Origin of the sequence: Burkholderia sp. BCC0405 (assembly GCF_902833075.1) — a bacterium.
In the GTDB taxonomy this organism is placed as follows: Bacteria; Pseudomonadota; Gammaproteobacteria; order Burkholderiales; family Burkholderiaceae; genus Burkholderia.
The window spans coordinates 202,435-225,335 of sequence record NZ_CADFEO010000012.1 but is presented as its reverse complement, the minus strand read 5'-3'; the positions used below and the strand labels follow the sequence as shown (position 1 = coordinate 225,335).

25 protein-coding genes are annotated in these 22,901 nt (G+C 64.1%); 16 read left to right on the top strand and 9 right to left on the bottom strand.

The genetic code is table 11. The annotated features are described in order from the left end of the window. Positions 1–186 precede the first annotated feature (186 nt). The 3 genes from HWX36_RS21505 to HWX36_RS37290 form a co-directional block, all read right to left on the bottom strand. Positions 187–384: a CsbD family protein gene (locus HWX36_RS21505; RefSeq protein ID WP_175864337.1), complete on the bottom strand. Its 198-nt coding sequence runs from the start codon at positions 382–384 to the stop codon at positions 187–189. Positions 385–443: 59 nt separating this feature from the next. Next, positions 444–794, bottom strand: coding sequence for a BON domain-containing protein (locus HWX36_RS21500; protein ID WP_175954506.1), 351 nt, complete (start codon positions 792–794; stop codon positions 444–446). A 65-nt stretch (positions 795–859) separates the two neighbouring features. Further along, the gene (locus tag HWX36_RS37290) at positions 860–1,024 is read right to left on the bottom strand and encodes a hypothetical protein (RefSeq protein ID WP_226199110.1); all 165 of its coding nucleotides are present in this window, start codon (positions 1,022–1,024) and stop codon (positions 860–862) included. A 374-nt stretch (positions 1,025–1,398) separates the two neighbouring features. Between HWX36_RS37290 and HWX36_RS21490 the strand changes: the two genes are divergently transcribed. The 4 genes from HWX36_RS21490 (at position 1,399) to HWX36_RS21475 (ending at position 6,202) form a co-directional block, all read left to right on the top strand. Continuing rightward, on the top strand, positions 1,399–2,931 hold the full coding sequence (locus HWX36_RS21490; RefSeq protein WP_175954501.1) for a helix-turn-helix transcriptional regulator: 1,533 nt from the start codon (positions 1,399–1,401) through the stop codon (positions 2,929–2,931). A gap of 140 nt (positions 2,932–3,071) precedes the next feature. Next, complete coding sequence (locus HWX36_RS21485; protein WP_175954499.1) at positions 3,072–3,263, top strand: CsbD family protein; 192 nt, start codon at positions 3,072–3,074, stop codon at positions 3,261–3,263. A 421-nt stretch (positions 3,264–3,684) separates the two neighbouring features. After that, positions 3,685–4,836, top strand: coding sequence for a branched-chain amino acid ABC transporter substrate-binding protein (locus HWX36_RS21480; RefSeq protein ID WP_175954498.1), 1,152 nt, complete (start codon positions 3,685–3,687; stop codon positions 4,834–4,836). A 193-nt stretch (positions 4,837–5,029) separates the two neighbouring features. Then, on the top strand, positions 5,030–6,202 hold the full coding sequence (locus HWX36_RS21475) for an FAD-binding oxidoreductase (RefSeq protein WP_175954496.1): 1,173 nt from the start codon (positions 5,030–5,032) through the stop codon (positions 6,200–6,202). A gap of 101 nt (positions 6,203–6,303) precedes the next feature. Here the strand turns inward: HWX36_RS21475 and HWX36_RS21470 are convergent, their stop codons facing one another. Next, positions 6,304–7,485, bottom strand: coding sequence for a serine hydrolase domain-containing protein (locus tag HWX36_RS21470; RefSeq protein WP_175954494.1), 1,182 nt, complete (start codon positions 7,483–7,485; stop codon positions 6,304–6,306). Between the two features lie 305 nt (positions 7,486–7,790). On the opposite strand from HWX36_RS21470, the gene HWX36_RS21465 reads away from it, so the two are divergent. Next, positions 7,791–8,918 carry an aminotransferase class V-fold PLP-dependent enzyme gene (locus HWX36_RS21465; RefSeq protein WP_175954575.1) on the top strand — a complete coding sequence of 376 codons (1,128 nt, stop codon included), beginning with the start codon at positions 7,791–7,793 and terminating at the stop codon, positions 8,916–8,918. Between the two features lie 177 nt (positions 8,919–9,095). Further along, positions 9,096–9,506, top strand: a complete 411-nt coding sequence (locus tag HWX36_RS21460) for a GNAT family N-acetyltransferase (protein WP_175954492.1) — start codon at positions 9,096–9,098, stop codon at positions 9,504–9,506. Between the two features lie 98 nt (positions 9,507–9,604). Here the strand turns inward: HWX36_RS21460 and HWX36_RS21455 are convergent, their stop codons facing one another. From HWX36_RS21455 to HWX36_RS21440, 4 genes are all read right to left on the bottom strand, one after another. Beyond that, positions 9,605–10,153, bottom strand: coding sequence for a 2'-5' RNA ligase family protein (locus tag HWX36_RS21455; protein ID WP_175954490.1), 549 nt, complete (start codon positions 10,151–10,153; stop codon positions 9,605–9,607). A gap of 80 nt (positions 10,154–10,233) precedes the next feature. Beyond that, complete coding sequence (locus HWX36_RS21450; RefSeq protein ID WP_244136484.1) at positions 10,234–10,749, bottom strand: nucleotidyltransferase family protein; 516 nt, start codon at positions 10,747–10,749, stop codon at positions 10,234–10,236. Between the two features lie 585 nt (positions 10,750–11,334). Next, a complete protein-coding gene (locus HWX36_RS21445; RefSeq protein ID WP_175954487.1) occupies positions 11,335–11,712 on the bottom strand; it encodes a hypothetical protein in 378 nt (125 codons plus the stop codon). A gap of 68 nt (positions 11,713–11,780) precedes the next feature. Continuing rightward, a complete protein-coding gene (locus HWX36_RS21440) occupies positions 11,781–12,239 on the bottom strand; it encodes a GNAT family N-acetyltransferase (RefSeq protein WP_175954484.1) in 459 nt (152 codons plus the stop codon). Positions 12,240–12,507: 268 nt separating this feature from the next. Here HWX36_RS21440 and HWX36_RS21435 point away from each other — a divergent pair, with 268 nt between their 5' ends. The 8 genes from HWX36_RS21435 (at position 12,508) to HWX36_RS21400 (ending at position 17,950) form a co-directional block, all read left to right on the top strand. Continuing rightward, positions 12,508–13,374 (top strand): helix-turn-helix transcriptional regulator, encoded by an 867-nt coding sequence (locus tag HWX36_RS21435; RefSeq protein WP_175954482.1) that lies wholly within the window; start codon positions 12,508–12,510, stop codon positions 13,372–13,374. Positions 13,375–13,461: 87 nt separating this feature from the next. Continuing rightward, entirely contained in the window at positions 13,462–14,376 is a 915-nt protein-coding gene (locus tag HWX36_RS21430) for an alpha/beta hydrolase (protein WP_175954480.1), read from the top strand. Between the two features lie 400 nt (positions 14,377–14,776). Then, a complete protein-coding gene (locus tag HWX36_RS21425) occupies positions 14,777–15,163 on the top strand; it encodes a hypothetical protein (RefSeq protein WP_175954478.1) in 387 nt (128 codons plus the stop codon). A 292-nt stretch (positions 15,164–15,455) separates the two neighbouring features. Then, entirely contained in the window at positions 15,456–15,845 is a 390-nt protein-coding gene (locus HWX36_RS21420; RefSeq protein ID WP_175954476.1) for a VOC family protein, read from the top strand. A gap of 60 nt (positions 15,846–15,905) precedes the next feature. Continuing rightward, positions 15,906–16,112, top strand: coding sequence for a hypothetical protein (locus HWX36_RS21415; protein ID WP_175954474.1), 207 nt, complete (start codon positions 15,906–15,908; stop codon positions 16,110–16,112). Between the two features lie 83 nt (positions 16,113–16,195). Then, complete coding sequence (locus HWX36_RS21410; RefSeq protein ID WP_175954472.1) at positions 16,196–16,699, top strand: hypothetical protein; 504 nt, start codon at positions 16,196–16,198, stop codon at positions 16,697–16,699. Between the two features lie 157 nt (positions 16,700–16,856). Continuing rightward, on the top strand, positions 16,857–17,195 hold the full coding sequence (locus HWX36_RS21405; RefSeq protein ID WP_175954470.1) for a hypothetical protein: 339 nt from the start codon (positions 16,857–16,859) through the stop codon (positions 17,193–17,195). A 104-nt stretch (positions 17,196–17,299) separates the two neighbouring features. Next, positions 17,300–17,950, top strand: coding sequence for a hypothetical protein (locus tag HWX36_RS21400; protein WP_244136483.1), 651 nt, complete (start codon positions 17,300–17,302; stop codon positions 17,948–17,950). Positions 17,951–18,040: 90 nt separating this feature from the next. On the opposite strand, the gene HWX36_RS21395 is transcribed toward HWX36_RS21400, so the two are convergent. Further along, positions 18,041–19,012: a LysR substrate-binding domain-containing protein gene (locus HWX36_RS21395; RefSeq protein WP_175954466.1), complete on the bottom strand. Its 972-nt coding sequence runs from the start codon at positions 19,010–19,012 to the stop codon at positions 18,041–18,043. A gap of 136 nt (positions 19,013–19,148) precedes the next feature. On the opposite strand from HWX36_RS21395, the gene HWX36_RS21390 reads away from it, so the two are divergent. After that, entirely contained in the window at positions 19,149–21,449 is a 2,301-nt protein-coding gene (locus HWX36_RS21390; RefSeq protein ID WP_175954464.1) for an NADP-dependent malic enzyme, read from the top strand. 515 nt (positions 21,450–21,964) lie between these two features. Then, positions 21,965–22,867 (top strand): hypothetical protein, encoded by a 903-nt coding sequence (locus tag HWX36_RS21385; RefSeq protein ID WP_244136488.1) that lies wholly within the window; start codon positions 21,965–21,967, stop codon positions 22,865–22,867. Positions 22,868–22,901: the final 34 nt, after the last annotated feature.

The window sequence follows — 22,901 nt, the reverse complement described above, 5'->3', positions numbered from 1 at the left end:
CCGTAGTATGCCGTGGAATACGGGCGGCGCGCGCCGGCGCCGCGCCGTCAGAAGATGTGCGTGATCAGATAGAACAGCACCAGCAGCCCGACCGGTACGCCGAGCAGCCAGGCGATCAGGTATTTGCCCATGTCGTTGTCCTGGTGGCCGCGACGCCGTGGGCGCCGCGGCGGTTGCGTTGTCGCGTTACAGCTCGCGGTCGAATTCCTTCAGCTGCTTCTCGGCCGCGTCGCGGGCGATCCCGTAACGCTCCTGGATCTTGCCGGCCAGATACTCGCGATTGCCGTCCGCGACGGCCAGGTCGTCGTCGGTCAGCTTGCCCCACTTGGCCTTCAGCTTGCCGGAGAGTTGCTTCCACTGGCCCTTGATCTTGTCCTCGTTCATCGTGTGCTCCTTGTCATGCAGGGATAAAGGAAGGCGCGGCGGCGTGCCGCGCCGGGAGGTCAGGCCTTTGCCTTCAGGCCGGATGCGTCGACGTGCTTCACGCCCTTGACCGCGCGCGACACGGCAATCGCCTTCTTCACGGCGATCTTCGTCGGCAGCACGCCGGTCAGCGTGACGACGCCGTCGACCGTCGTCACGCTGATGTCGACGCTCTTCAGGCCGTCGACGGTGGCCAGCCGGCTCTTCACCTTGGTCGTGATCCACGTGTCGGTGACGGGCTGGTTCGATTCGGCCTTCATGCCGTTGTCGGTCGATGCGTCCTGCGCAACCGCGTTCGTGAGCGGCGCGGCGCCGAGCAGGAAAGCCGCGCTGACGGCGAGCAGCGTCGAAAGGTGGCGGGTCTTGTTCATGGATGGGTCCTCCTTCGGGAAAAACGTGTCAAATCCAAATGAGCGATTGCGAGCCGTGTCGTCCGTCACCGGGCGATCGGCGTGTCGTAGCCGGGCTCGCGCGGCGGGGTGTCCGGGCGCGGCACGTCGGGCGGCAGCGGAACCGGCGGATCGGTGCCGGGCGGCGGTTCGGGCGGGCTGTCCGGAGGCGGCTCGGGCCGTGTCGGATCGGGTGTCTGATGCAGCTTCATCGTGCTTCTCCTCCACGGTTCGGAAAGGCAGCGCATGAGCGCCGATGCAGTACCAGCGTACCCACGCGAACGGGCGCCGACATCGCGCAAATTCACCTGATCGGCTAGTGCGTTTGCACGGGATGTCGTCAAGGGGAGGCGCTGCGCGTGGTGGCGGGGACGCGCGGGAAGCCGGTGCGGCGGATGTCTTGGGGATCGGCGAGGTGCCGCACGGAGGCGGCGCGGCGCGAATGTACTATGACGAATAGTGCATTCGCATCTGTCGCGCACCGGTGCGGCACGCGATCATCGCCCCACGCGCCGGCCGGCGTGGCGCGTGTCGGCGCAGCGGCAACCGGGCCGGCGGTCATGCAGACGACAGGGACAACCATTCGATGAACGAACAGGTAAACGAACAGGCGCTGAAGTCGCATACCGACCGGCGCCAGCTGCACCAGATCATCGCGGGGCTCACCGAGGGCGTGATCCTGATCGAGCCCGACCAGCGGATCGTCTGGGCGAACGAGGCCGCGCTCGCGATGCATGGCGTGACCGAGCTGCAGGCGCTCGGCGCGACCGTCACCGATTACCGCGAGCGCTTCCGGCTGCGCTACCGGAACAACCACCCGGTGCGCGACGGCCACTATCCGATGGATCGCGTGATCGCGGGCGAGGAGTTCAGCGACGTGACGGTCGAAGTCGAATCGGCCGCCGACGAGACCGTGAGCTGGGTCCACCGCATCCGCAGTCTCGTGCTGACGAACGCGGCCGGCGAACCCGACTGCCTCGCGCTCGTGCTGCACGACGCGACGGAATGGGCGAGCGCCGAGGAGCGCTTCGAGCGCACCTTCAACGCGAACCCGGCGCCGGCCGTGATCTGCCGGCTCGCCGACCTGCGCTACGTGAAGGTCAACCAGGGCTTTCTCGACATGACCGGCTACGCGCGCGACGACGTGCTCGGCCGCTCGGTGTACGAGGTCGACGTGCTCGAACAGGCCGAGCGGCGCGAACTCGCGATCGAGCGGCTTGGCGAAGGCGCGACGATTCCGCAGATGGAGGCCGTGCTGAAGCGCGCGGACGGCAGCGCGAAGGCCGTGGTCGTCGCCGGGCAGCCGATCGACATGAACGACGAGGCCTGCATGCTGTTCACGTTCATGGATCTCGAGCCGCGCAAGCAGGCCGAGCGCGCGCTGCGGCAGAGCGAGGAACGCTTCGCGACGGCGTTCCGGATGGCGCCGGTCGCCACCGCGATCGTCACGGCCGAGCGCTTCGAATTGCTCGACGTGAACGATGCGTTCGCCACGATGACGGGCCATGCGCAGGACGACCTGCTCGGCAAATCCGCGGACGAGATCGGGCTGTGGGCCGAACGCGGCGCGTGGCAGCGCATCGAAGGCCGGCTCGCGCGCGACGGCAACGTGCGCAACGCCGACGTGCAGATTCGCACGCGCGAAGGCGATGTGCGCGATTGCGTCGTGTCGGCCGACCCGGTCGCGATACACGGGCGCGACTGCCTGCTCGTCGCGCTGCTCGACATCAGCGATCGCAAGCGCACGGAGATGGAGCTCGTCTACGCGATCGAAACGGCGATGCAGGATGCGTCATGGTTCAGCCGCACGCTGATCGAGAAGCTCGCGAACGTGCGGCGCGCGAATGCGCCGGATGCGGGCGCCCAGCTGTCGGACCTGACCGCGCGCGAGCGCGACGTGTTCGACCTGCTGTGCCACGGCCTGGCCGACAAGGAAATCGCCGGCCGCCTCGGGCTCGCGCCGAACACCGTGCGCAATCACGTCGCGACGATCTACGCGAAGCTCGACGTGCACAGCCGCGGCGAGGCGATCGTGTGGGCGCGCGAACGCGGGATCGTCGGCGCGGCCGACGCGAATGGCGCGCGCGGCGAGAAGGGTGGCGAAAAGGGCAAGGACTGACGCCGTCGGTACGAATGCACCATGTGCGCTGGTGCATCCGCATCTGCCGCGCGCGGCGCCCGCTTGCGATCCTGTCCATTCGGCGGTGCGGCGCTGGCCGTCACATCGCCGGTTCTCCCCAACCATCGCAGGAGACGACCATGGACAGGAATCGCATCGAAGGCAGGCTCAAGCAGGTCAAGGGTTCGGTCAAGGAAGCGCTCGGCAAGGTGACGGGCGACCGCAAGACGGAAGCGGAAGGCGTCGCCGAACAGCAGGCCGGCAGGATTCAGGAGCAGGCCGGCGAGGCGGCCGATGCGGTGCGCAAGCAGACGGGCACCGATCGGCGCTGACCGATGACGCGGCGCCGCAGGCGTCGCGCTGGCCGGCCGGGTCTTCATTGCAATGGTGATGAGCCGCCGGCATGACCGCCGCCGGCCTTGATGGACGGGCGCCGGCGCGGTATCCCACGGCGACTATCGACCCACGGCCCGCCGTTGCGCGGGCCGCGGGCCGGCCGCGAACGCGGAACTTGATGATAAATCCTCACAACATAGTTCCGAATTTTCGTTTGCTGCACGGGTATTGGCTACCCACAATCCATTCACCTCTTTCGCGATGAAAGGCTCTTCGGAGACGGAGCCGCGGCGATCGACCGGCCGGTTTGCGGGCATCGCATGACGCCCCGGCGGCGGACGAGATGACCGGCACGCGGGAAGTTGCCGACGCGCGGCGGTCGCGCGTTGCATCCCGGCCCCCAGAACAAGGATTGTCATGACGTTCCGCATTCGTTCGCTTTCCGGCGTCGCATTGACCGCCGCGATCCTCGCGCTCCAGACCGGCGCGGTTCATGCGCAGGAGACGGTCGTCAAGGTCGGCGTGGCCGGCCCGCTGACGGGCGGTGGCGCCGCGTACGGCAAGGACATCGAGAACGGCGTGCGCATGGCCGTCGACGAAGCGAATGCCGCGCATACGACGGTGGGCGGCAAGCCCGTGAAGTTCGTCGTCGCGTCGCAGGACGACCAGAGCGATCCGCGCACCGGCGTGCAGGCCGCGCAGCAGCTCGCGGACGCGCAGGTGGCCGTCGTGATCGGCCACTTCAATTCCGGCACGACGCTGCCCGCCTCGAAGATCTACGCGAAGGCCGGCATTCCGATGATCACGCCGTCGGCGACCAATCCCGACATCACGCGCGCCGGTCTCGGCACCGTGTACCGCGTGATCGCAACCGACACGCAGAACGCCGGCAACGCAGGCGCCTATGCGGCGAGCGTGACCCGGGCGAAGCGCATCGCGATCATCGACGACCGCACCGCGTTCGGCCAGGGCGAAGCCGACGAATTCGAGAAGGCCGTGAAGGCGAACGGCGGCACGATCGTCGCGCGCGAATTCACGAACGACAAGGCGGTGGACTTCAGCGCACAGCTCACGAAGATCAAGAGCACCCAGGCCGATCTGGTGTTCTTCGGCGGGCTTGACGCACAGGCCGCGATGCTCGTGAAGCGCATGCGCCAGCTCGGCATCCGTGCGCAGTTCCTCGCGGGCGGCGGCGTGATGAACGCGAACTTCATCAGGCTGGCCGGCAATGCGGCGGAAGGCGCGGCCGTGTGGGAATACGGGCAGCCGCTGTCGCGCCTCGCGAAGGGCAAGGAGTTCGAAACGAAATTCAAGCAGAAGTACGGCATCGACATGCTCGCGTATGCGCCGTTCGCGTACGACGCGACGTGGATCGCAATCAATGCGATGCAGAAGGCGAACTCGACGAAGCCGGCCGATTTCAACGGCGCGCTGAAGGGCACGCGCTACGACGGCATCACGGGCACGATCGCGTTCACGAACACGGGCGACCTGAAGAACCCGAGCTCGACGCTGTATGAGGTGAAGAACGCCGCGTGGCAGCCCGTCACGACGAAATCGGCGGATTGAACGCACCACGCGCGCGGACTTTCGCGGCGATGCCGGACGTGCTGAAATGCCATCGGCGACCGGTTGCGCTCGCGGCGCACGCCGGTGTTGCCGCCGCACGAGCCTGCCCACGCGACGCCGCGCGTGACGCGGCACGAACAACCCACGGGTGGGGCCGGCTGGCCGCGCCCAACATGTGCAACGGGAGTCAGTCGTGAGTTCTCAAGTCGTCATCGTCGGCGGTGGTGTGATCGGCAGCTCGATCGCCTATTTCCTGCGCGCCACCGATCCCACGGTTTCCGTGACCGTCATCGAGCGCGACCCCACCTACGCGCGATCGTCGTCGGCGCTGTCGGCCGCGTCGATTCGCCAGCAGTTCTCGACGCCGCTGTCGATCGAGATGTCGCTGTTCGGCATCGACTTCCTGCGCACGATCGGCGAACGGCTCGAAGTGGACGGCCACCGGCCGTCGATCGACCTGCACGAAGGCGGCTACCTGTTCCTCGCGACGCCGGCCGGCGATGCGACGCTGCGCGAGAACCATGCGTTGCAGACGAGCCTCGGCGCGGACATCCGGCTGATGGATCGCGATGCGCTGCGCGCGAAGTTTCCGTGGCTGAACGTCGACGATCTCGTGTCCGGCGCGTATGGCGTGAGCGGCGAAGGCTGGTTCGACGGCTACGGGCTCGTGCAGGCGCTGCGCAAGAAGGCGCAGGCGCTCGGCGCGCGTTATGTGGCGGCCGATGTGAAGTCGGTGGAGCGCGACGGACGCAAGATCACACACGTCGTGACGGGCGACGGCGAGCGTTATGCGTGCGACACGCTGGTCAACGCGGCCGGTGCGTGGACGCGCACGCTGTCGTCGATGATGGGCATCGACATTCCCGTGTATGCGCGGCGCCGCAGCATCTTCAACGTGTCGTCGCCGGCGAAGCTCACGGATTGCCCGCTGCTGATCGATCCGACCGGCGTGTATTTCCGGCCGGAAGGGCGCACGTATATCTGCGGGACGTCGCCGAGCCCGGATCGCGACCCGGACGACCTGCCGCTCGACGAAGTCGATCACGACCTGTTCGACGAGGTGATCTGGCCGACGCTCGCGAATCGCGTGCCGGAGTTCGAGGCATTGCGCGTGGAGAACTGCTGGTCCGGGTACTACGAGTACAACGTGTTCGACCACAACGCGATCATCGGGTATCACCCGGAACTCGACAACGTCGTGTTCGCGAACGGCTACAGCGGCCACGGGCTGCAGCAAGGGCCGGCGACGGGGCGCGGCGTCAGTGAACTCATTCTGGGCGGGCGTTACGACACGCTCGACCTGTCGACGCTCGGCTGGTCGCGCGTGCTGGAAAACCGGCCGATCGTCGAAAAGAACGTCGTGTAGCGCGGCGTAACCCGCCCGGTAGGGTGGGCGGGATTCTCCTTGTGTCTCGACTCATTGGCCCGACCGTGTCGGGCCTTTTTTGTTGCGCGTGGTGGCGCGTGTCAGCCTGCGCCGTAGACCGCGTCGCGCAGATCGAGCGTGTACTGGCCGTTCATTCCTTCGTAGAGCGTGTTCGACAGCGACACGACGGTGAGCCCGCGGGCGCGGTCGACGAACCACGAATGGCCATAGACGCCGCCCCAGCGCCAGGTGCCCACGGACTCCGGCGACGCGGCCGCTTGCGGGTCGCGCAACACCGAAAATCCGATCCCGAAACCCGCGCCGGGCAGGTCGGGCAACGCGAGGTTGCCGGTGTGGACGCGCCCCATCTCGTCGACCAGGTCGGCCGGCAGCAGCGTGCCGCCGCCCGCCCGTAGCGTGTCGAGCACGTTCAGCACGTCGCCGGCGGTGCCGACCATCCCGGCGCCGCCCGACGCGAACGCTTCCGGGTCGAGCGCGCGCGACGGCGAGTACGTCACGCCGACGGTTCCCTCGAAGATGGGCACGGTTTCGCCCTCGGCGAGCCGATGCGGCTGCGGCGTGTCGTTGACGTAGGGCGTCGCGAGCCGCGCGGCGTCGCGTGCGACGAATCCCGTGTCGCGAATGCCGAGCGGGCGGAGCACCAGCGCATCGATTGCAGCGGCGAGCGGCAGCCCGCTGACGGCCTCGATGACCGCGCCGACGACGTCGATCGAGAGCGAGTAGTTCCAGCCGGTTCCGGGTGTGTACTGCAACGGCACGCTCGCGATCCTGCGCAGGTTTTCGGCGAGCGTGATCGATGCGCCATCGAGCCCGTCGGAGACACCCGCTCGTGCATACGCGCACATCGCGTCGGCTTCCGCGTAGCGATAGCCGAGGCCGGCGGTGTGCGTGAGCAGGTGACGCACCCTGATCACCGGCACGCTGCCGTCACGCAGCGCCGGACGGAACTCGGGCAGCCAGCGCGTGACGTCGTCGTCGAGCGACAGCTTGTGCTGTGCAACGAGCGCCATGGCGGCCGCCGAGACGATCGGCTTCGTCACCGACGCGAGCCTGAACAGCGTGTCCTCCTGCATCGGCGTGCGCGCTTCGCGGTCGGCGAACCCGGCTGCGCGGCGATAGACGAGTTCGCCGTTGCGTGCGATCAGGACGACCACACCGACGAGGCGTTGCGTTTCGAGTTGGCGGGACAGTACCGCATCGACGCGCTCGGCGAGCGCGGGATCGGCCGACGGCTGCCGTGATGATGCTCGGTTGGGGATCATCGAAGACTCTGTCGTGAAGGGGGGAGTCGACATGGTAGGCGGCACGCGGCGAAAGTGCCATTTGTCCATACATGGAACAGGGCTTCGAGGGCTTCGTGCGCTGCAACGGTCGGCGTGGACGGCCGCGGGGCGCCCACGTCGGGCATGCGCCGGGCGGCCGACAAAATATGCGCCAAGCGGCGTGCGGGGTTCGTTAGAATCTGCTTTCGTCGAGACAATAACGCAATTGCATGGGTGCAGCGCGGTATCGCATGACGGACACTGCTTGCCCAGATTCCATCGTTCATCTTTCACCGGAGGCGAGCATGCCAGGATTACTTCCCGATGTTGACCGCGAGGGGCTCCTCGAATATTCGGTGGTGTACACCGATCGCTCGGTCAACCATATGTCGCAGCGCTTTCAGCGCGTCATGCGCGACATCTCCGGCACGCTGAAGAAAGTCTACAACGCGAAGTCCGTCGTGATCGTCCCCGGCAGCGGGACGTTCGGCATGGAAGCCGTCGCGCGGCAGTTCGCAACGAACAGGAAGTGCCTGGTCATCCGCAATGGCTGGTTCAGCTTCCGCTGGTCGCAGATCTTCGACATGGGCAGCATTCCGTCCGAAACGACGGTGCTGAAGGCGCGCCCGGTCGAAGCGGGACGGCAGGCCGCGTATGCGCCGGCCCCGATCGATGAAGTGGTCGCCGCGATCAAGGAACACAAGCCGGATCTGGTCTTTGCGCCGCACGTCGAAACCGCGTCCGGGATGATGCTGCCCGACGGGTATCTGCGCGCCGTGGCGGATGCCGTGCATGCGGTCGGCGGGATGTTCGTGCTGGATTGCATCGCATCCGGCACGGTGTGGGTCGACATGCAGGCGAGCGGCGTCGATATCCTGATCAGCGCGCCGCAGAAAGGCTGGAGCGCGTCGCCGTGCTGCGCGATGGTCATGCTCGGCGCGCTGGCCCGCGAACGCATCGACGGCACGACCAGCACCAGCTTCGCGTGCGATCTGCGCAAGTGGCTGCAGATCATGGAAGCCTATGAGGGCGGCGGGTTCGCGTACCACGCGACGATGCCGACGGACAGCCTCGCGACGCTGTGGGATGTGATGAAGGAAACCGAGGCGTATGGCTTCGACAAGGTGAAAGAGGAGCAGCTCGAGCTGGGTAAACGCATTCGCGCGCTGCTGGCTGAAAAGGGATTCCGGAGTGTCGCGGCGCCAGGGTTCGAGGCGCCGGGTGTCGTGGTCAGCTATACGGACGACGACGGGATTCGAACCGGGAAGAAGTTCGCCGACGTTGGCTTGCAGATCGCGGCTGGCGTTCCGTTGCAATGTGACGAGGGGGAGGATTTCAAGACCTTCCGCCTGGGGTTGTTCGGTCTCGACAAGCTGCACGATGTCGATGGGGCGGTTGCGCGGTTTGCGGATGCGCTGGATCGGATTCTTTGAGGCGCTTTGCGGGTTTGGCGAGGCAGTGGATGGTGGGTGGCCGCACCAGCGGTCCATCGCCTCGCCGGATTCATGGTCATGGTCTGGTCCGATGCGCGCGTTCGGGTGCCGGGTTCGAGGTACGCATGCGCGGCGAGGTCGTTTCCTCTGCCTGTACGGCCAACCTGAAGGGTTCGCATGGAATACGTTGTTCGACAGGAAGTCCCGTCGGTATCCGACTACATCGACATTCGTCTTGCCGCGGGGTTGAGCAGAAAGTCGGAGCAGGCCGCGACGATCGGGTTGAGGAATGGTCTGTTCAGTGTCGTAGCGTATTGCGACGGCGTCCCGGTCGGAATTGGCCGGGTAATCGGCGACGGCGGCTGTTTCTTCGAGATCGTCGATATCGCGGTATTGCCGGCTCACCAGAAGAAAGGCGTGGGCGACCAGATCATGCGGGCACTCATGGGCTACATTCACGAGCATGCGCCGCCGACCGCCTATGTCAGCCTGATGGCGGATCACGGGACGCCGAAGTTCTACGCGCGCTACGGTTTTCAACCGTCGCTGTTGCCCGAGAAGGCGGGGATGTTCCTGCGGATTACGTAACGTGCGGGATGCGTCAGTCGCGATACGGGCATGGGGCGGAATTCGTTGTCCTGCACGAGCCGTTCCCTCCGGACGGGCCAGACGCCCGGCACGGTAGTTCAACTATCGAGACCGGACTGTGGCGCCTTGATCTTCGGAAGATCAATGACATGCATGCGCCTCCAGCGACCAGACGAATTTTCCAATAGCGCCACGGAGTTGCAGCACGTTCGAATCGCCTGCCGGGCAGACAGCCGACGTTCGAGCTCAACGGCAGCAAAACGTGCTGTCGCAGCGTCCCCGTGCGCGACAGTCAAATGTGGAACGACGCCATCGTGTGCACCGCCGTAAGGGCGGAACCTGGGGAATCGCTCGACCAGTGCAGTTGTCAAGGCGATGAACGGGGCTGGCGGATCGGGCGAAAGGTAGGTGGTAACCGCGAACCGCCCGACCTTCGTCAACGAAAACTCGAACGACGGCACAACACTCAGTGCGCTTTCCGCCTGACGAACTACATCGGGTGTAATTTCGACAGGCGGCATGAAAGGAAACAGAACGGTGATATGCGCCGGAACGCCCAAGTTGCAGCTAGCATCAAACCGGCTCCGGAGGTCCGCTACCGCTGATTCGGCCGCGGCAACCTCAACGACGAACGCTGTTGTGAACACTCGGGAAATCCTTTCGCGTCTATTGACGGTTTATGGGCGACTTATGTCGGCAACCCCTCCCTTCACAGCCGGTGGTTTTTCTAAGCGATGACGGTAACTCGGGGCCAGCGGTCCGTGTATCTTTTCTGCTCGATTCGCCGATGGTAGGTATCAATGCTGACGCGCGCTGGATTGCGTCGTACGACCATGGAAAAGAGGTCGTCGAGTCCGTATGGTGCGCAGACTTCAATCGTCCCGTTCCTGAGCAAAGTCAGTCCTACCGCCGTCGCGTATTCCGGCCACGATGCAACGGCTTCGGCCAGTGAACGGAGGGGGAGCACTGGGTGCCCAAATGTGCTCTCGAACCAAAGATGAACAGCGGCCTGATTCGTGACCTCCCACGGAATGTCGGGACGCTGCGCCGTGAGGCCGCGCCGGATTTCCGCATCGCGCGTCGGCGACAAATCGGACGGGTCGAAGTAGGCCACATCGACGTCAGCGGATCGTGTCGGAGCCGCATATCCGTGAAGCGAGTCCCAGACCAGATTGCGAATGGCCCCAGCGCCGATACACCAGGACTCGAGGCCCATGGTACGTACCGCGGACAGCGCAGACATACACCAGGATGACTGTCGTGCTATTTCAACCAGTCTTTCATGGGGGTTCATCGTGGATTGACCTGCCCTGAACGAACGGGACAGGAGAGATTGTCATGGAATCCGGCCGCGTCGTCGAGCGGCCGGTATCGGGGCGGCGTCGGTCCGGCGGGTTCCGACCCATTGCGGTCCTTCGATGATTCTCGAAGCGGCCGTTCGATGCGCCATGCGAACCCCCTGCAGATTTAAATTTTATCTGTCTTGTTCCGGCTTGAAGAACCGGGCCTCGAACACGTCTTTGGTCTCCCTCACCAAGATTTTTCGTCCGCAGTTCCAGCATGTAAGTAGAAGTTCGGACCGCCGAGCGAGATCAGCGATCAGATCATCCGCGCCTTTTGCGACATGATCCTCATCGAGGAAGCCTTCCGTCGCGAGCAGAGATATGCTTGTTCCGCAAAACAGGTTTCGTGAACGAATTGATCACACTTGCATCGGCTCCATGAGCCCACTTCTTATTCCCCTCGCGTCTAAAAGCCGCGTCTAAATAATGTGCAGTAGGCATTTCTGACTGCCCTTCGCCTGTCTGTCCTTATTTTGACGATACATTCAGTTGCGCTCGTGTGGATTCAATTCCAGCAGTTGTCGTGCTAGCCGACCGGTGATCATCAGGCCGCATTTGCCGCAAACTCCGTTGTCGGTTTCCTTGCCGCAGGAAGGGCAAAACCATCGTCCCAGCCTGAACTGCGCCGACTTGCAAGTTAAAGAGGGGCCTTTCAGCGCAAGCGTCTCGAATTGCTCCCGAACAGCGGCGCTAAAAAGCGCCCCCGACAAGGAACACCGGAGCGCTCCGCCGGTCGTTTCAACGAGATCGGCGGAACAGTATGGACAGTGCATAAGCTTTAACGTGTGGTCTCGGTGATTGTCGATGATTCCGGGCTTCGTGTCGAACGGCCGCATTTGGCGTTTGCCCACGAAAGCCCTCATCGTTTCCGACTCCGAGCAATCCTTCAATCTTGCCGACGACGGACAAGACAAATGATGCGAGCCGAAAGTTACCGCATCAAGCAATACAAAACATCGGGACAACCTTCCTCGTTCCTGCTTCCATCGCTGTATGCAACCGCAATGAACCCGTGCCGTTCATAAAACGCGGCAGCATCGCGATTCATCTGGAACGTATGGAGCTGGAGCCTGCCGACCGTCTGCGATTTCACCGATTCCAGGAGGGAAGCGCCAATCCCGCGTCGCTTGAATTCGGGGCACACATACAACTGGTCAAGCCACGCCACGCCGTCGGCGACCACGTGTGCGGCCATGCCGACGATGCGCTGATCGTTCACGGCAACGGTAACGTTGCCCGAAGGCACGAGGATGTTGGCAACCCAGTCGCGGACGGCGGCTTCGGAATGCGCGAGCGGCGCGTAGGATGCCAGCGTGTTGCGCGACCGGAGATAGACTTCGGCTACCTCCGCGGCATCGGCCGCAATCGCTCGACGCAAGATCAAGGGCATGTATCTCCCGCTCCCAAATCTTCAAAAGGTGCTCAACGATAGCAGCACGGAACAGAACTTCCAAGATCGCGCAGACTGCGCCGAAACCGGCGAGACCGGAAGTTCAACGCGACGTATCGAGTGCGCGGTACAGCGAATCGACAGCGCGATCTCGTGACCGATTCGCTGCTTCATTCCGCGATCCCCGGGATTCGACATTCTCGTATCATCTGTCCGATTCGCCGGGACCGCATGACCTGGCGATTCCGCACAAATGAGAGGACGAGCGATGAAGGTCGAAGGGCGCGGCCACGGCAACGCGATCGAGCAAAACACGGCGGCAGTGGCGAAGCGTGCCGGTATCGCACGCGTGACGAAGAGCACCGACCCGCGCGACTACCAGCATGCACCCGGTATCGCCGCCGTCATGCCGAAAGCATTCCCCGATGGTTTCGTCGTCCCGGAGCATCGGCATCGGCGCGCACAACTCGTCTACACCACGACGGGCATCGCCGAAGTCATCGCGTGCCAGTCACTCTGGATGATCCCGCCGCATCGCGCACTGTGGATTCCGCCCGACCTGCCGCACGCGATGCGCGCCCACGGGCCCCTTGAATTGCGCACCGCCTACGTCGACCCGCGCGCATACCGATCGGCAACCCCGAATCGGCCGAGCCTCGTCAACGTGTCGCCGCTGCTGCGTGAATTGATCGTGCGCGCGTCGTCGTTCCCGGTCGAGATCCATCCCGACGGACGCGACGATCTCGTCATCCAGCTGATGCTGGCCGAAATCGAGTGGTCCCCCGAGCAGCCGTTGCGGCTGCCTTCCGGCCAGGACCGGCGTCTTGCCCGAGTCTGCGACGCGATTCTGGCGAATCCGGCCGATCCGCGAACGCTGGCGGAATGGGCCGATGCAGTCGGTGCGTCGAGCCGGACACTGGCCCGGCTTTTCACTGCCGAAACCGGGCTGTCGTTCAGCCAGTGGCGCCAGCAGGCCCGGATTTCGGCCGCGCGCCCGCTACTGGCGTCGGGACGCTCGGTGATCGCCGTCGCGGCCGAACTCGGCTACGAAACCGCGAGTGCCTTCTCGACCGTGTTTCGCCGGTTTGCCGGCATGACGCCCAGCGCTTACGCGAAACTGTCCGATTCCGCGTAGCACACGTCTTTCCAGCAAACGCAGGGCGCGGCGCGCACGCTTATCGTGTCGGTCATCGAACCCACCGACCGAACGAGGTAAGCCGACATGACGCGACACGACATCGAATTCCTGTCCGAAGCCGCCACGCTGCGAGGCTGGTACTACGAGCCGGCGCGGCGCATCGCCGATACGGCAACGTATCCGGCCATCGTGATGGCGCACGGTTTCTCCGGCGTGAAGGAACAATATCTGGACCGCTACGCCGAAGTGTTCGCCGCCAGCGGTTTCGGCGTGCTGCTCTACGATCACCGGAATTTCGGCGCGAGCGACGGGTATCCGCGTCAGGAGATCGACCCCGTGCAACAGAAGCGCGGCTATCGCGACGCGATCAGCTATCTGCTTACCCGCCCGGACGTCGACGCCGCGCGCATCGGCATCTGGGGCACCAGTTACAGCGGCGGCCACGTGCTCGAAGTCGCGGCGATCGACCGGCGCGTCAAATGCGTGGTGTCGCAGGTGCCGACGATCAGCGGCTATCGGTCGGCATTGCGCCGTACGCGTTCCGATCTGGTGCCGGCGATGCTGGCTCGCTTCGCTGAAGATCGCAGGCAGCGATTCGCGGGCGGCCCGCCGGCGATGTTGCCGGCAGTCAGCGCCGATCCCGCGACGGCCTGTGCGATGGCCGGTGCGGATGCGTACCGGTTCTTCACCGAGTCGGCGGCGCGGTGTGCGCCGAACTGGAAAAACGAAGTGACGTTGCGCAGCGCCGAGCTGTCGCGCGAGAACGAGCCGGGCCAGTATGCCGATCGCATCTCGCCCACGCCGTTGCTGATGATCGTGGCCGACCAGGATCTGCTGACGCCCACCGATCTGTGCCTCAAGGCATGGGAGAGCGCGCTGGAGCCGAAGCGCTTGCTCTTGCTCGAGGGCGGACATTTCACGCCGTATATCGAGCACTTCGATGCAACCAGCCAGGCGGCGGTGGAATGGTTCACGCTGCATCTGTCTGGCGCGCGTTGATCGGGCTCGTTGCAGGGTGTGCGTGCGGCATCCGGGGCTTACGCGAATGGCAACGCCGCTGGCTTTGACGGCGACTGCGTTTGCAGGGCAAATGGAAGGTTGAAGCGCGCCGGCGAACGACGCGCGGAGCCAAGTCGTTACGCGGGCTCGCGGACGATGCGTCACCACTTGGCCGCATACGACTGCGGCCGAGGCTTCGTCATATGGAGTAATAGCTGTAATTTGGCCTGAAATTTTCTTTCGGGCGGCTCGGGCTAGACTGGCCTCGCCTTGATACCCCCCCAAGGTGTTGTTGTGTTCTCGGTTGGGCCCGCGCTTTCCGGTGCGGGCCAATTTTTCGGGCGGGCGCCACCGGCGGCCGAACGATCGCCGACCGGATGCACATTGGAGGAAACCTAACGTGACAGTACGCCCGACAGTCCGCGATGCCGGTTCGCTCGTGCGGATCGCCGCGTTGAGCGCGGCGGCGGCCGCCGCGACGGTGTCCGCCGTGCCGCTGGCGTTCGCGCAAGCCAGCGAACCGGTGACCAGCAGCGTGTTCGTGCACCGGTCTTACGATACGGGCAATAGCGCGATCAATGACAACTTCCAGTACATCGCGCATCCGCCGATACAGCCGGTTGCCGCGAGCGCGCCGCCGGTCGCGCGTGGCGCGCACCGCGGCCGCCGCGGACAGACGGGCACCACGAATACAGCCGGCGCAACGGGCAACGGGTCGAACAGCGCGGCCATTCCCTTGCCGACCATGCCGGCGGACGGTTCATCCGGCACGCCGGTTGCGCAGTAACCGTTTCTTTCCGAATCCTTCCTGGCAAGCCTGTCGATCGACGATCGGTTGCAACGCCGCGCCCGGTAGTCGGCCATCGCCAGGATCACGATGACGTCAGGTCGTACGGTGTGACCGCTCGATGAGGGGTGAGCGGGATCTCTCCTTGCATCTCGCTCGTTGGCCCGACTGTGTCGGGCTTTTTTTGTTCGGTCGCGAGCGGGGGGGCCGGCGACGGCTACGTGTGGCAACATCGCGGTGATTTCCACATTCCGTCCGGGTGCCGGCAGACCCATCTATCCGAGGGGGAGTCATGTTTGACCATGTCAAATTCGGCGTGAGCGACTTTGCAGCCAGCAAGGCGTTTTTCCTGAATGCACTTGAACCGCTTGGCGTCGTGGTGCAGGGGGAGGGCGAGCCTTCGTACGGCATCGAGATTTCTCCGCCGGGCAAGCCTTCGTTGTGCCTGTTCCAGACGACGGAGAAACCGGCGCATCTTCACATCGCGTTCGCGGCCGACAACCGGCAGCAAGTCGATGCTTTCTATCGCGCGGCGCTGGCGGCCGGCGGGAAGGACAACGGCGCGCCGGGGCTGAGGCCGCATTACCACGCGAACTACTACGCGGCGTTCGTCATCGGGCCGGATGGGCACAATATCGAGGTGGTGTGTCATCAGGCGGCGGGAGGCGCCTCCGGCGACTGAGCGATATCATTCAAGCCATGAGCGAACGCATGCGCCACGCACGCAACCGAGCATTCCGGGATGACTGACATCACCATTGATTGGCCTTTTTATCTCGTCGTGCTTGCTGCTGGCGCTGAATATTGGCCCGTGACGTTGTGTGTCGGCGTGGTCGGATCGTATTTCGGGGCGACTCGCCTGCGCGGTATCTGGCGAGTTGTCTGCCTCCTCATTGCGCTCGTGTTCATCGTTGATGCTGGCGCCGGAATTTATTGGTCCCTTGGTTAGCGTTCAGGCAAATCACGCCAGGGCCCGGAATCGAGTTTGCATCTGGCTGAATCGACACTCATCTCGAATCGGAATACTTGCTCTTGCGAAAATATCTGCTGCTTGGGGTTCTCGTGATGTATGCGTTCGATGCGTTCGCACAGTTTCCGTTTTCTCAATGGCCATTCTTCGGTGCGCCTAAACCTCGCTTTGGTCTGGGCATGATTTTCACTTTTCCGGCTCCGTCGCCTGACGAGTCGCCTGAGGAAACCGCCGAGTTTTGCATGCAGACTGCCGTATCCGCGTTGATGCGCTTCGACGATTTTCTCGTCGCAAGCACGTCGTCGATTCTGCCGAGTTCGCCGATCGCCCCGCAGCAATTGCCGAGAGTCTTTCCCGCATTTCCTGGTGTGAGGCACTCGCCGTCTACTTATTACCTTCGCAGTAACCGGTGCGTGCGAGGATACGACGCTTTGAAGGAACTGACGGTCGACATGCCCACGTTCGAGCATCTATATGCGGGATTGATACGGTGCGAGCAAATCTACGGTCGCGAACGGATCGCCGATCATGCGCTCTGCATTTCTGCGATTGCAGAGTCCAAATAGTCGCTGCATCGTCGGAACCGGAACACGCATGCGAGCCGAACTGCACGACCCCGTCGACCACGACAAGCTTCGACACCTGCTGCCGCTGACGAGAGCCGTATTTCAACTGCACGAGAACGGACGTGAATACGGCGCGGAGTTGTAGCAGATTTCCCGATTGCTTGGTGACGATGTCGATCACACCGATGTGCTCGGCGCGTTTGGTTCGACGAGTGCCGACGAATTTGCGAAGCAGCTGGCAATCGACCGGCATGCTGTCCCGACCGGTCTGTCGGAGCCCGAGCTTGTGGAACTGCTCGATGCTGTCTGCGCGTGTCGCGGCGGCCAGGCGCTGATCGATTACTGGGTTCGATGTCTGTCGGTCAATACGGGCGACGACCGCATTTCGGATCTCATCTTCTGGCCAGACGCCTACTTCGGCGCCGGGTACGACGGGCGGGAGCTTTCGCCGGCCGAGATGCTGGAGGTTGCCCTCCGCAAGCGGCGCATGGCATGAAGTCGCAATGATTTTCGGCAAAAGTCGGCCAGATCATCGACAATCTGCGTCATTCGAAAAATGAGAGAGGGTGGTGTATGCGCTGGATCGGTAAGACGCTCGCGGTGATCCTGGGCTTTTCTGTCGTTGGCGTCGCCAATGTTCAAGCCGCATCCAGCGAACTCGCATTCCCGCGTTTCACCCAGGCGGAGGGGCGGACGGACAGCGACGGACTCCCGCTGTCCGGCGTGAAACTCTGCGTGCTTCCCGACCGTGCGCCGTGTTTCCAGATGCCGCCCACGCCGCTTCCCAATTCGCCGAAGGAGCTTTACCAGTTCGGACTGATGCCACGGTCCGAACGGCTGCCGATTGCGTCGGGCGGCTCCTGGGTGTTCTTCTCGGGAATGTTCTCGGGCGGCGGCAGCGGGATGCTGGAGCGCGTGGCGATCCTGCGTTATGGCGCGAACGGCAAGATCGAGAACCTGATGCCGGAAGTCACGCAGACGGAGTCGGCCGACCGCGCGATGTGGAAGGTGCCGGACGTGTCGCCCTATCCGGTGTTCGTTCGGGCGGACTTCGTGTGGGCCGACAACGAGGATCATTTCGGCAAGCACTTTTTCGAAGTCGATGCGTGGGCGTTCGATCCCGCAACCAGTTTGTACAAGAAGCGGTTTTCCTACCGGACAACCAGGCGCTATGAGCGCGGCGACGCCTCGGATCATGTACTGAGCGCCGAGCGTGCGGAAATCATGCGGCGCCTCGCCGCGAGCAAGTAGCCTGCGGCCGGTGTGCCCGGTGTTCGTCGAGACGTATGACCGTTTTCGGCGGACCCGGCGGGCCGTTCAACACGGGCGGTGCGTGAACCGCTACCGCTGCGCTTCACCGTAAGTCTCCCTGCACACCTCGCGCAGCGCCTCGACGAGGAGATCCCGCGCAGGCGAGCGCGAATCGGCGGCGCGGGTAAACAGCGCGATAGGTGGAAGCGTCCACACCAGCGAGTACGGGACGATCGCCACGCCGGCGATCCGCACCAGTTCTTCCGCGATATCGGCGGGCACGATCGAGACGGCCTCGTCGCTCGACGCGATCATTTCGCCGATCAGCTTGGAGGAATAACTTTCGACGATCGGAACGGGCGGCGCGATGCCGGCCGACAGAAACAGGTCGGTGACCTGTTCCCGCATCGGCGTATGCGGTGCGCCGAGAATCCAGTCGAGCGCGTGCAGCTTGTGCCAGTCGAGCGCGGTGCGGGCCAGTTTCGCGGCAAGACGCCGGCTCGCGATCATGCGCGGCTGCTGCTGGTACAGCACTTCGAAGGAGACCTGGCCCAGGTCGATCGCCGACGATGCCCGCCCGATCACGATGTCGACGCCGTGATCCCTGAGCTGAAGCAGCAGCTGATCGCTGGTGCCTTCGTGAATCGTCACGGTCAGGCGCCGCTCCATGCGCGCTTGCAGCCGCTTGAGCGCCGCCGACAGCATGTGCCCGGAAATGAACGGAATCACGCCGATGTGCAGGTGGGCCGCATGCCCGGCGGCGACAGCCTCCATTTCGCGAGCGAGGTGGTCGAGATCCTTGATCATCGCCTTCGCCCGCTCGAGCACGACCGCGCCGAGCGCGGTGGGCCGCATGCCGCGCGACGAGCGTTCGAACAGCGGCGTGCCGAACATGCTCTCCAGCTCGGACAGCGCATTCGTCACGGCCGGCTGGCTGCTGGCCATGTGCTCCGCGACGCGCGTCAGCGACCCGTGCTGCTGGATCTGCAGCAACAGCACCAGGTGCCGCATCTTCAAGCGGGCGCCCAGCCGCCTGACCACGTCGTTTGCGTCAAAAGTCATTGACTGGTCACGTATTCATCATGAAAAAGTGATGGACCGATATTAAAACAGAATCATCACCTTATGGCGGATCCCTAGAATCCCCTTCATGGATCGCGCCGGGACTGGCCTGGCGCCCGTGCCCGGATCGAAAAACATGAAACAGACTGAGACACAGCAGCAGGCAGCGTTCGACTATCACGAATTTCCGACCCCGGGAAAGATCTCGGTCGTCGCCAGCAAACCGCTCGTGACCCAGCGCGATCTCGCGCTGGCCTACACGCCGGGCGTGGCGGGCGTGTGCGAGGCCATCGCCGCCGATCCGCTGCAGGCGCACCGTTTCACGAGCCGCGGCAATCTGGTGGGCGTGATCACGAACGGCACGGCCGTGCTGGGCCTGGGCAATATCGGCCCGCTCGCGTCCAAGCCGGTGATGGAAGGCAAGGCTGTGTTGTTCAAGAAGTTCGCGGGGATCGACGTCTTCGACATCGAGATCAACGAAACCGATCCGGACAAGCTGGTCGACATCATCGCCGGTCTCGAGCCGACCTTCGGCGGCATCAACCTCGAGGACATCAAGGCGCCCGAGTGCTTCACGGTCGAGCAGAAGCTGCGCGAACGCATGAAGATTCCCGTCTTCCATGACGATCAGCACGGTACCGCCATCACCGTCTCCGCCGCGTTCATCAACGGGCTGAAGGTCGTCGGGAAGTCGATTTCGGAAGTGAAGGTCGTGACGTCGGGGGCCGGCGCCGCCGCGCTGGCCTGCCTGGACCTGCTGGTCGACCTCGGGCTGCCGGTTGAAAACATCTGGGTGACCGACATCGAAGGCGTCGTCTATCGCGGCCGCACCACGCTGATGGACCCGGCCAAGTCGCGCTTTGCGCAGGAAACCGATGCGCGCAAGCTGGCCGAAATCATCGGCGGCGCGGACGTGTTCCTGGGCCTGTCGGTCGGCGGCATCCTGACCGCCGACATGCTGAAGGCGATGGCGCCGCGCCCGCTGATTCTCGCGCTGGCCAATCCCACCCCAGAGATTTTCCCGGAACTGGCGCATGCGACACGCGACGACGTCGTGATCGCGACGGGCCGCTCGGACTACCCGAACCAGGTCAACAACGTCCTCTGCTTCCCGTACATCTTCCGCGGCGCGCTGGACGTGGGCGCGACGACGATCACCCGTGAAATGGAGATCGCCGCGGTTCACGCGATCGCGGGGCTGGCCGAGGAAGAGCAGAACGAAGTCGTTGCGGCGGCCTATGGTGCGTACGACGTGGCGTTCGGCGCGCAATACCTGATTCCGAAGCCGTTCGACCCGCGCCTGATCGTCCGGATCGCGCCGGCCGTGGCCAAGGCGGCGATGGAAGGCGGCGTGGCGAAGCGCCCGCTGACCGATCTCGACGCGTACGTCGAGCAACTGCAGCAGTTCGTCTACCATTCCGGCGCGTTCATGAAGCCGTTGTTCGCGACGGCGCGCCGGCTGGTGCGCGACGGCGGCAAGGCGCGGATCGTCTTTACCGAAGGCGAGGACGAGCGCGTGCTCCGCGCGGTGCAGGTGATCGTCGACGAGAAGCTGGCGCGGCCGATCCTGGTCGGGCGCCCGGAGGTGCTGCTGGCGCGCATCGAGCGTTTCGGCCTGCGGATCCGGCTCGGTCAGGATGTCGAAGTGACCAATCCCGAATACGACGAGCGGTTCCCGCAGTACTGGACGACGTATTGGGAGCTGCGGTGCCGGGACGGCATCTCGAAGGAAATGGCGCGGGTCGAGATGCGGCGCCGCCTGACGCTGATCGGCGCGATGATGGTGCGGCTCGGCGATGCGGACGGGATGATCTGCGGGACGGTGGGCGAGTATCACAACCACCTGCGGTTCGTCGACGAAGTGATCGGGAAGAAGCCGGGGGCGTCGACCTATGCGGCGATGAACATCCTGTTGCTCGACCAGCGGACGGTCGCGCTGGTGGATACGCACGTCAACGACAACCCGGACGCGGAGCAGATCGCGGAATTCACGATTGCCGCGGCGCGTCAGATGGAATGGCTGAATCTGACGCCGAAGGCGGCGTTGCTGTCGCGGTCGAACTTCGGGTCGGGGAGTGCGGCTTCGGGCGTGAAGATGCGCCGGGCGCTGGAGATCGTCCGCGAGCAGGCGCCGGATATCGAGGCGGACGGCGAAATGCATGGCGACTGCGCGCTCGACGAGGGCTTGCGGTCGAAGCTGCTGCCGATGTCGCCGCTGAAGGGTGCTGCCAACCTGCTCGTTTGCCCGAACGTGGATGCGGGGAACATCGCGTACAACCTGCTCAAGACCGAGGCGGGCAGCAACGTGGCGGTGGGGCCGTTCCTGCTGGGCGTCAACGCGCCGGTGAACATTCTCACGTCGAGCTCGACGGTGCGGCGGATCGTGAACATGGCGGCGTTGACGGTGATCGAGGCGAATCGCAACGCGTCCGCCTGAGCGGGTCACGGAGGCGGGGCGGCGGCAATTCCGCAAGGCGCCGCGTAGCGGAATCCCGGTTGTGGTGGGGTTCCGCTATCCGGTCGCCTGGTGAATGGGTGCCGCCGGTGGTTCGTGGCGTGGCGCCGCGCATGCACGCCGAGGTCGGTCGGGACCGGCCTCGGACGTCGGCAATCGTTTGCGTGCAGCCAACCGGACATCGGCTTTACCCTGACGCGCATCCGCCGCCTCGCCCGCACCCGTTCCTCGCACCCGTTCCCTGCACCAATGCTGTAGTGCATTTAATCAGCATCACGTAACAACTGCCTCGGCGCGACACCGTGTCGCAGCCACGTTTGATACCGATCCTAACCATTTTTTTAGGGCTCGCCACTTCCGATATCATCCGATAATTAGCTTTTATTTTCGTCTAAAATCGCGCTTCTTCTTACTTTTGGACGGGAATTGTTTTGAAAAGACTGACGAAAAAACTCTCGCGCACGGCCATCGCCGCATGCGTTGCTTATGCCGGGCTCCTGCCTTTATCCCGGCCCGCTGAAGCCCAGGTCGAACCTCTGAAGAATCCCGTCTACGGCGTGACCCTCGACGACCTGAGCAAGCTGGACGCGATTGTCGCGTCGCTGCAGAACCTGCCGTACAAGCCCACCGTGCGTGTCGTGTTCGATCCGGGTACGTCGGCCGCCGACTACTACGCGCCGCTGCTGCGCCTGCACGCAGTCGCGTACGTGATGGGCGAAATCTACGATTCTTACTATTTCCCGACGACGCTCGCCACGTATCAGGCACGCACGCAGGAACTGGTGTCGCAGTTGAAGAACACGGTCGACGTCTGGGAGATCGCGAACGAAATCAACGGCGAATGGCTGCGTAACGACCCGGACGGCTCGAACACCGTGGTCAACTCGGAAGAGCAGCAGATCGGCCAGATGGTTGCGGCGGCCAACACGATCGTCAAATCGAACGGTGGCAAGACGGCCATCACGCTGTACTACAACGACGACAGCAAGGGCAACAACTGCTGGGAGAAGCCGCAGGATTACTGGAAGACGTGGCCGACCACCTTCCTGTCCTCGACGGTCCGCCAGCAAGCCGACTACGCACTGTTCAGCTACTACCCGTACCAGGATTGCCCGGGGCTGAATCCGACGTGGAAGAACGATTTCTCGGCGCTGGAAAGCATCTTCCCGAACGCGAAGGTCGGCTTCGGCGAAATCGGCACCTCGGATACCTCCGCGCCGGCGTCGGTGCAGCAGAACCTGATCAAGACGTACTACCCGATGGTCAACAGCATGGCCGATCCGCGCTTCATCGGCGGGTTCTTCTGGTGGTACTACGCCGAGGAAATGGTCCCGTATTCGACGAGCCCGTACTTCCAGTTGTTGCGTCAAACGATCATCACGCTCAAGTCGCCGAGCTAAGCAGTCGCGTCATCCAAAAGCAAGCGTCAGCGTC

Coding starts and splice junctions, on each gene's coding strand:
- HWX36_RS21505 (WP_175864337.1), bottom strand. CDS start 384: ATGAACGAGGACAAGATCAAGGGCCAGTGGAAGCAACTCTCCGGCAAG.
- HWX36_RS21500 (WP_175954506.1), bottom strand. CDS start 794: ATGAACAAGACCCGCCACCTTTCGACGCTGCTCGCCGTCAGCGCGGCT.
- HWX36_RS37290 (WP_226199110.1), bottom strand. CDS start 1,024: ATGAAGCTGCATCAGACACCCGATCCGACACGGCCCGAGCCGCCTCCG.
- HWX36_RS21490 (WP_175954501.1), top strand. CDS start 1,399: ATGAACGAACAGGTAAACGAACAGGCGCTGAAGTCGCATACCGACCGG.
- HWX36_RS21485 (WP_175954499.1), top strand. CDS start 3,072: ATGGACAGGAATCGCATCGAAGGCAGGCTCAAGCAGGTCAAGGGTTCG.
- HWX36_RS21480 (WP_175954498.1), top strand. CDS start 3,685: ATGACGTTCCGCATTCGTTCGCTTTCCGGCGTCGCATTGACCGCCGCG.
- HWX36_RS21470 (WP_175954494.1), bottom strand. CDS start 7,485: ATGATCCCCAACCGAGCATCATCACGGCAGCCGTCGGCCGATCCCGCG.
- HWX36_RS21465 (WP_175954575.1), top strand. CDS start 7,791: ATGCCAGGATTACTTCCCGATGTTGACCGCGAGGGGCTCCTCGAATAT.
- HWX36_RS21460 (WP_175954492.1), top strand. CDS start 9,096: ATGGAATACGTTGTTCGACAGGAAGTCCCGTCGGTATCCGACTACATC.
- HWX36_RS21450 (WP_244136484.1), bottom strand. CDS start 10,749: ATGTCTGCGCTGTCCGCGGTACGTACCATGGGCCTCGAGTCCTGGTGT.
- HWX36_RS21445 (WP_175954487.1), bottom strand. CDS start 11,712: ATGAGGGCTTTCGTGGGCAAACGCCAAATGCGGCCGTTCGACACGAAG.
- HWX36_RS21440 (WP_175954484.1), bottom strand. CDS start 12,239: ATGCCCTTGATCTTGCGTCGAGCGATTGCGGCCGATGCCGCGGAGGTA.
- HWX36_RS21435 (WP_175954482.1), top strand. CDS start 12,508: ATGAAGGTCGAAGGGCGCGGCCACGGCAACGCGATCGAGCAAAACACG.
- HWX36_RS21430 (WP_175954480.1), top strand. CDS start 13,462: ATGACGCGACACGACATCGAATTCCTGTCCGAAGCCGCCACGCTGCGA.
- HWX36_RS21420 (WP_175954476.1), top strand. CDS start 15,456: ATGTTTGACCATGTCAAATTCGGCGTGAGCGACTTTGCAGCCAGCAAG.
- HWX36_RS21415 (WP_175954474.1), top strand. CDS start 15,906: ATGACTGACATCACCATTGATTGGCCTTTTTATCTCGTCGTGCTTGCT.
- HWX36_RS21395 (WP_175954466.1), bottom strand. CDS start 19,012: ATGACTTTTGACGCAAACGACGTGGTCAGGCGGCTGGGCGCCCGCTTG.
- HWX36_RS21390 (WP_175954464.1), top strand. CDS start 19,149: ATGAAACAGACTGAGACACAGCAGCAGGCAGCGTTCGACTATCACGAA.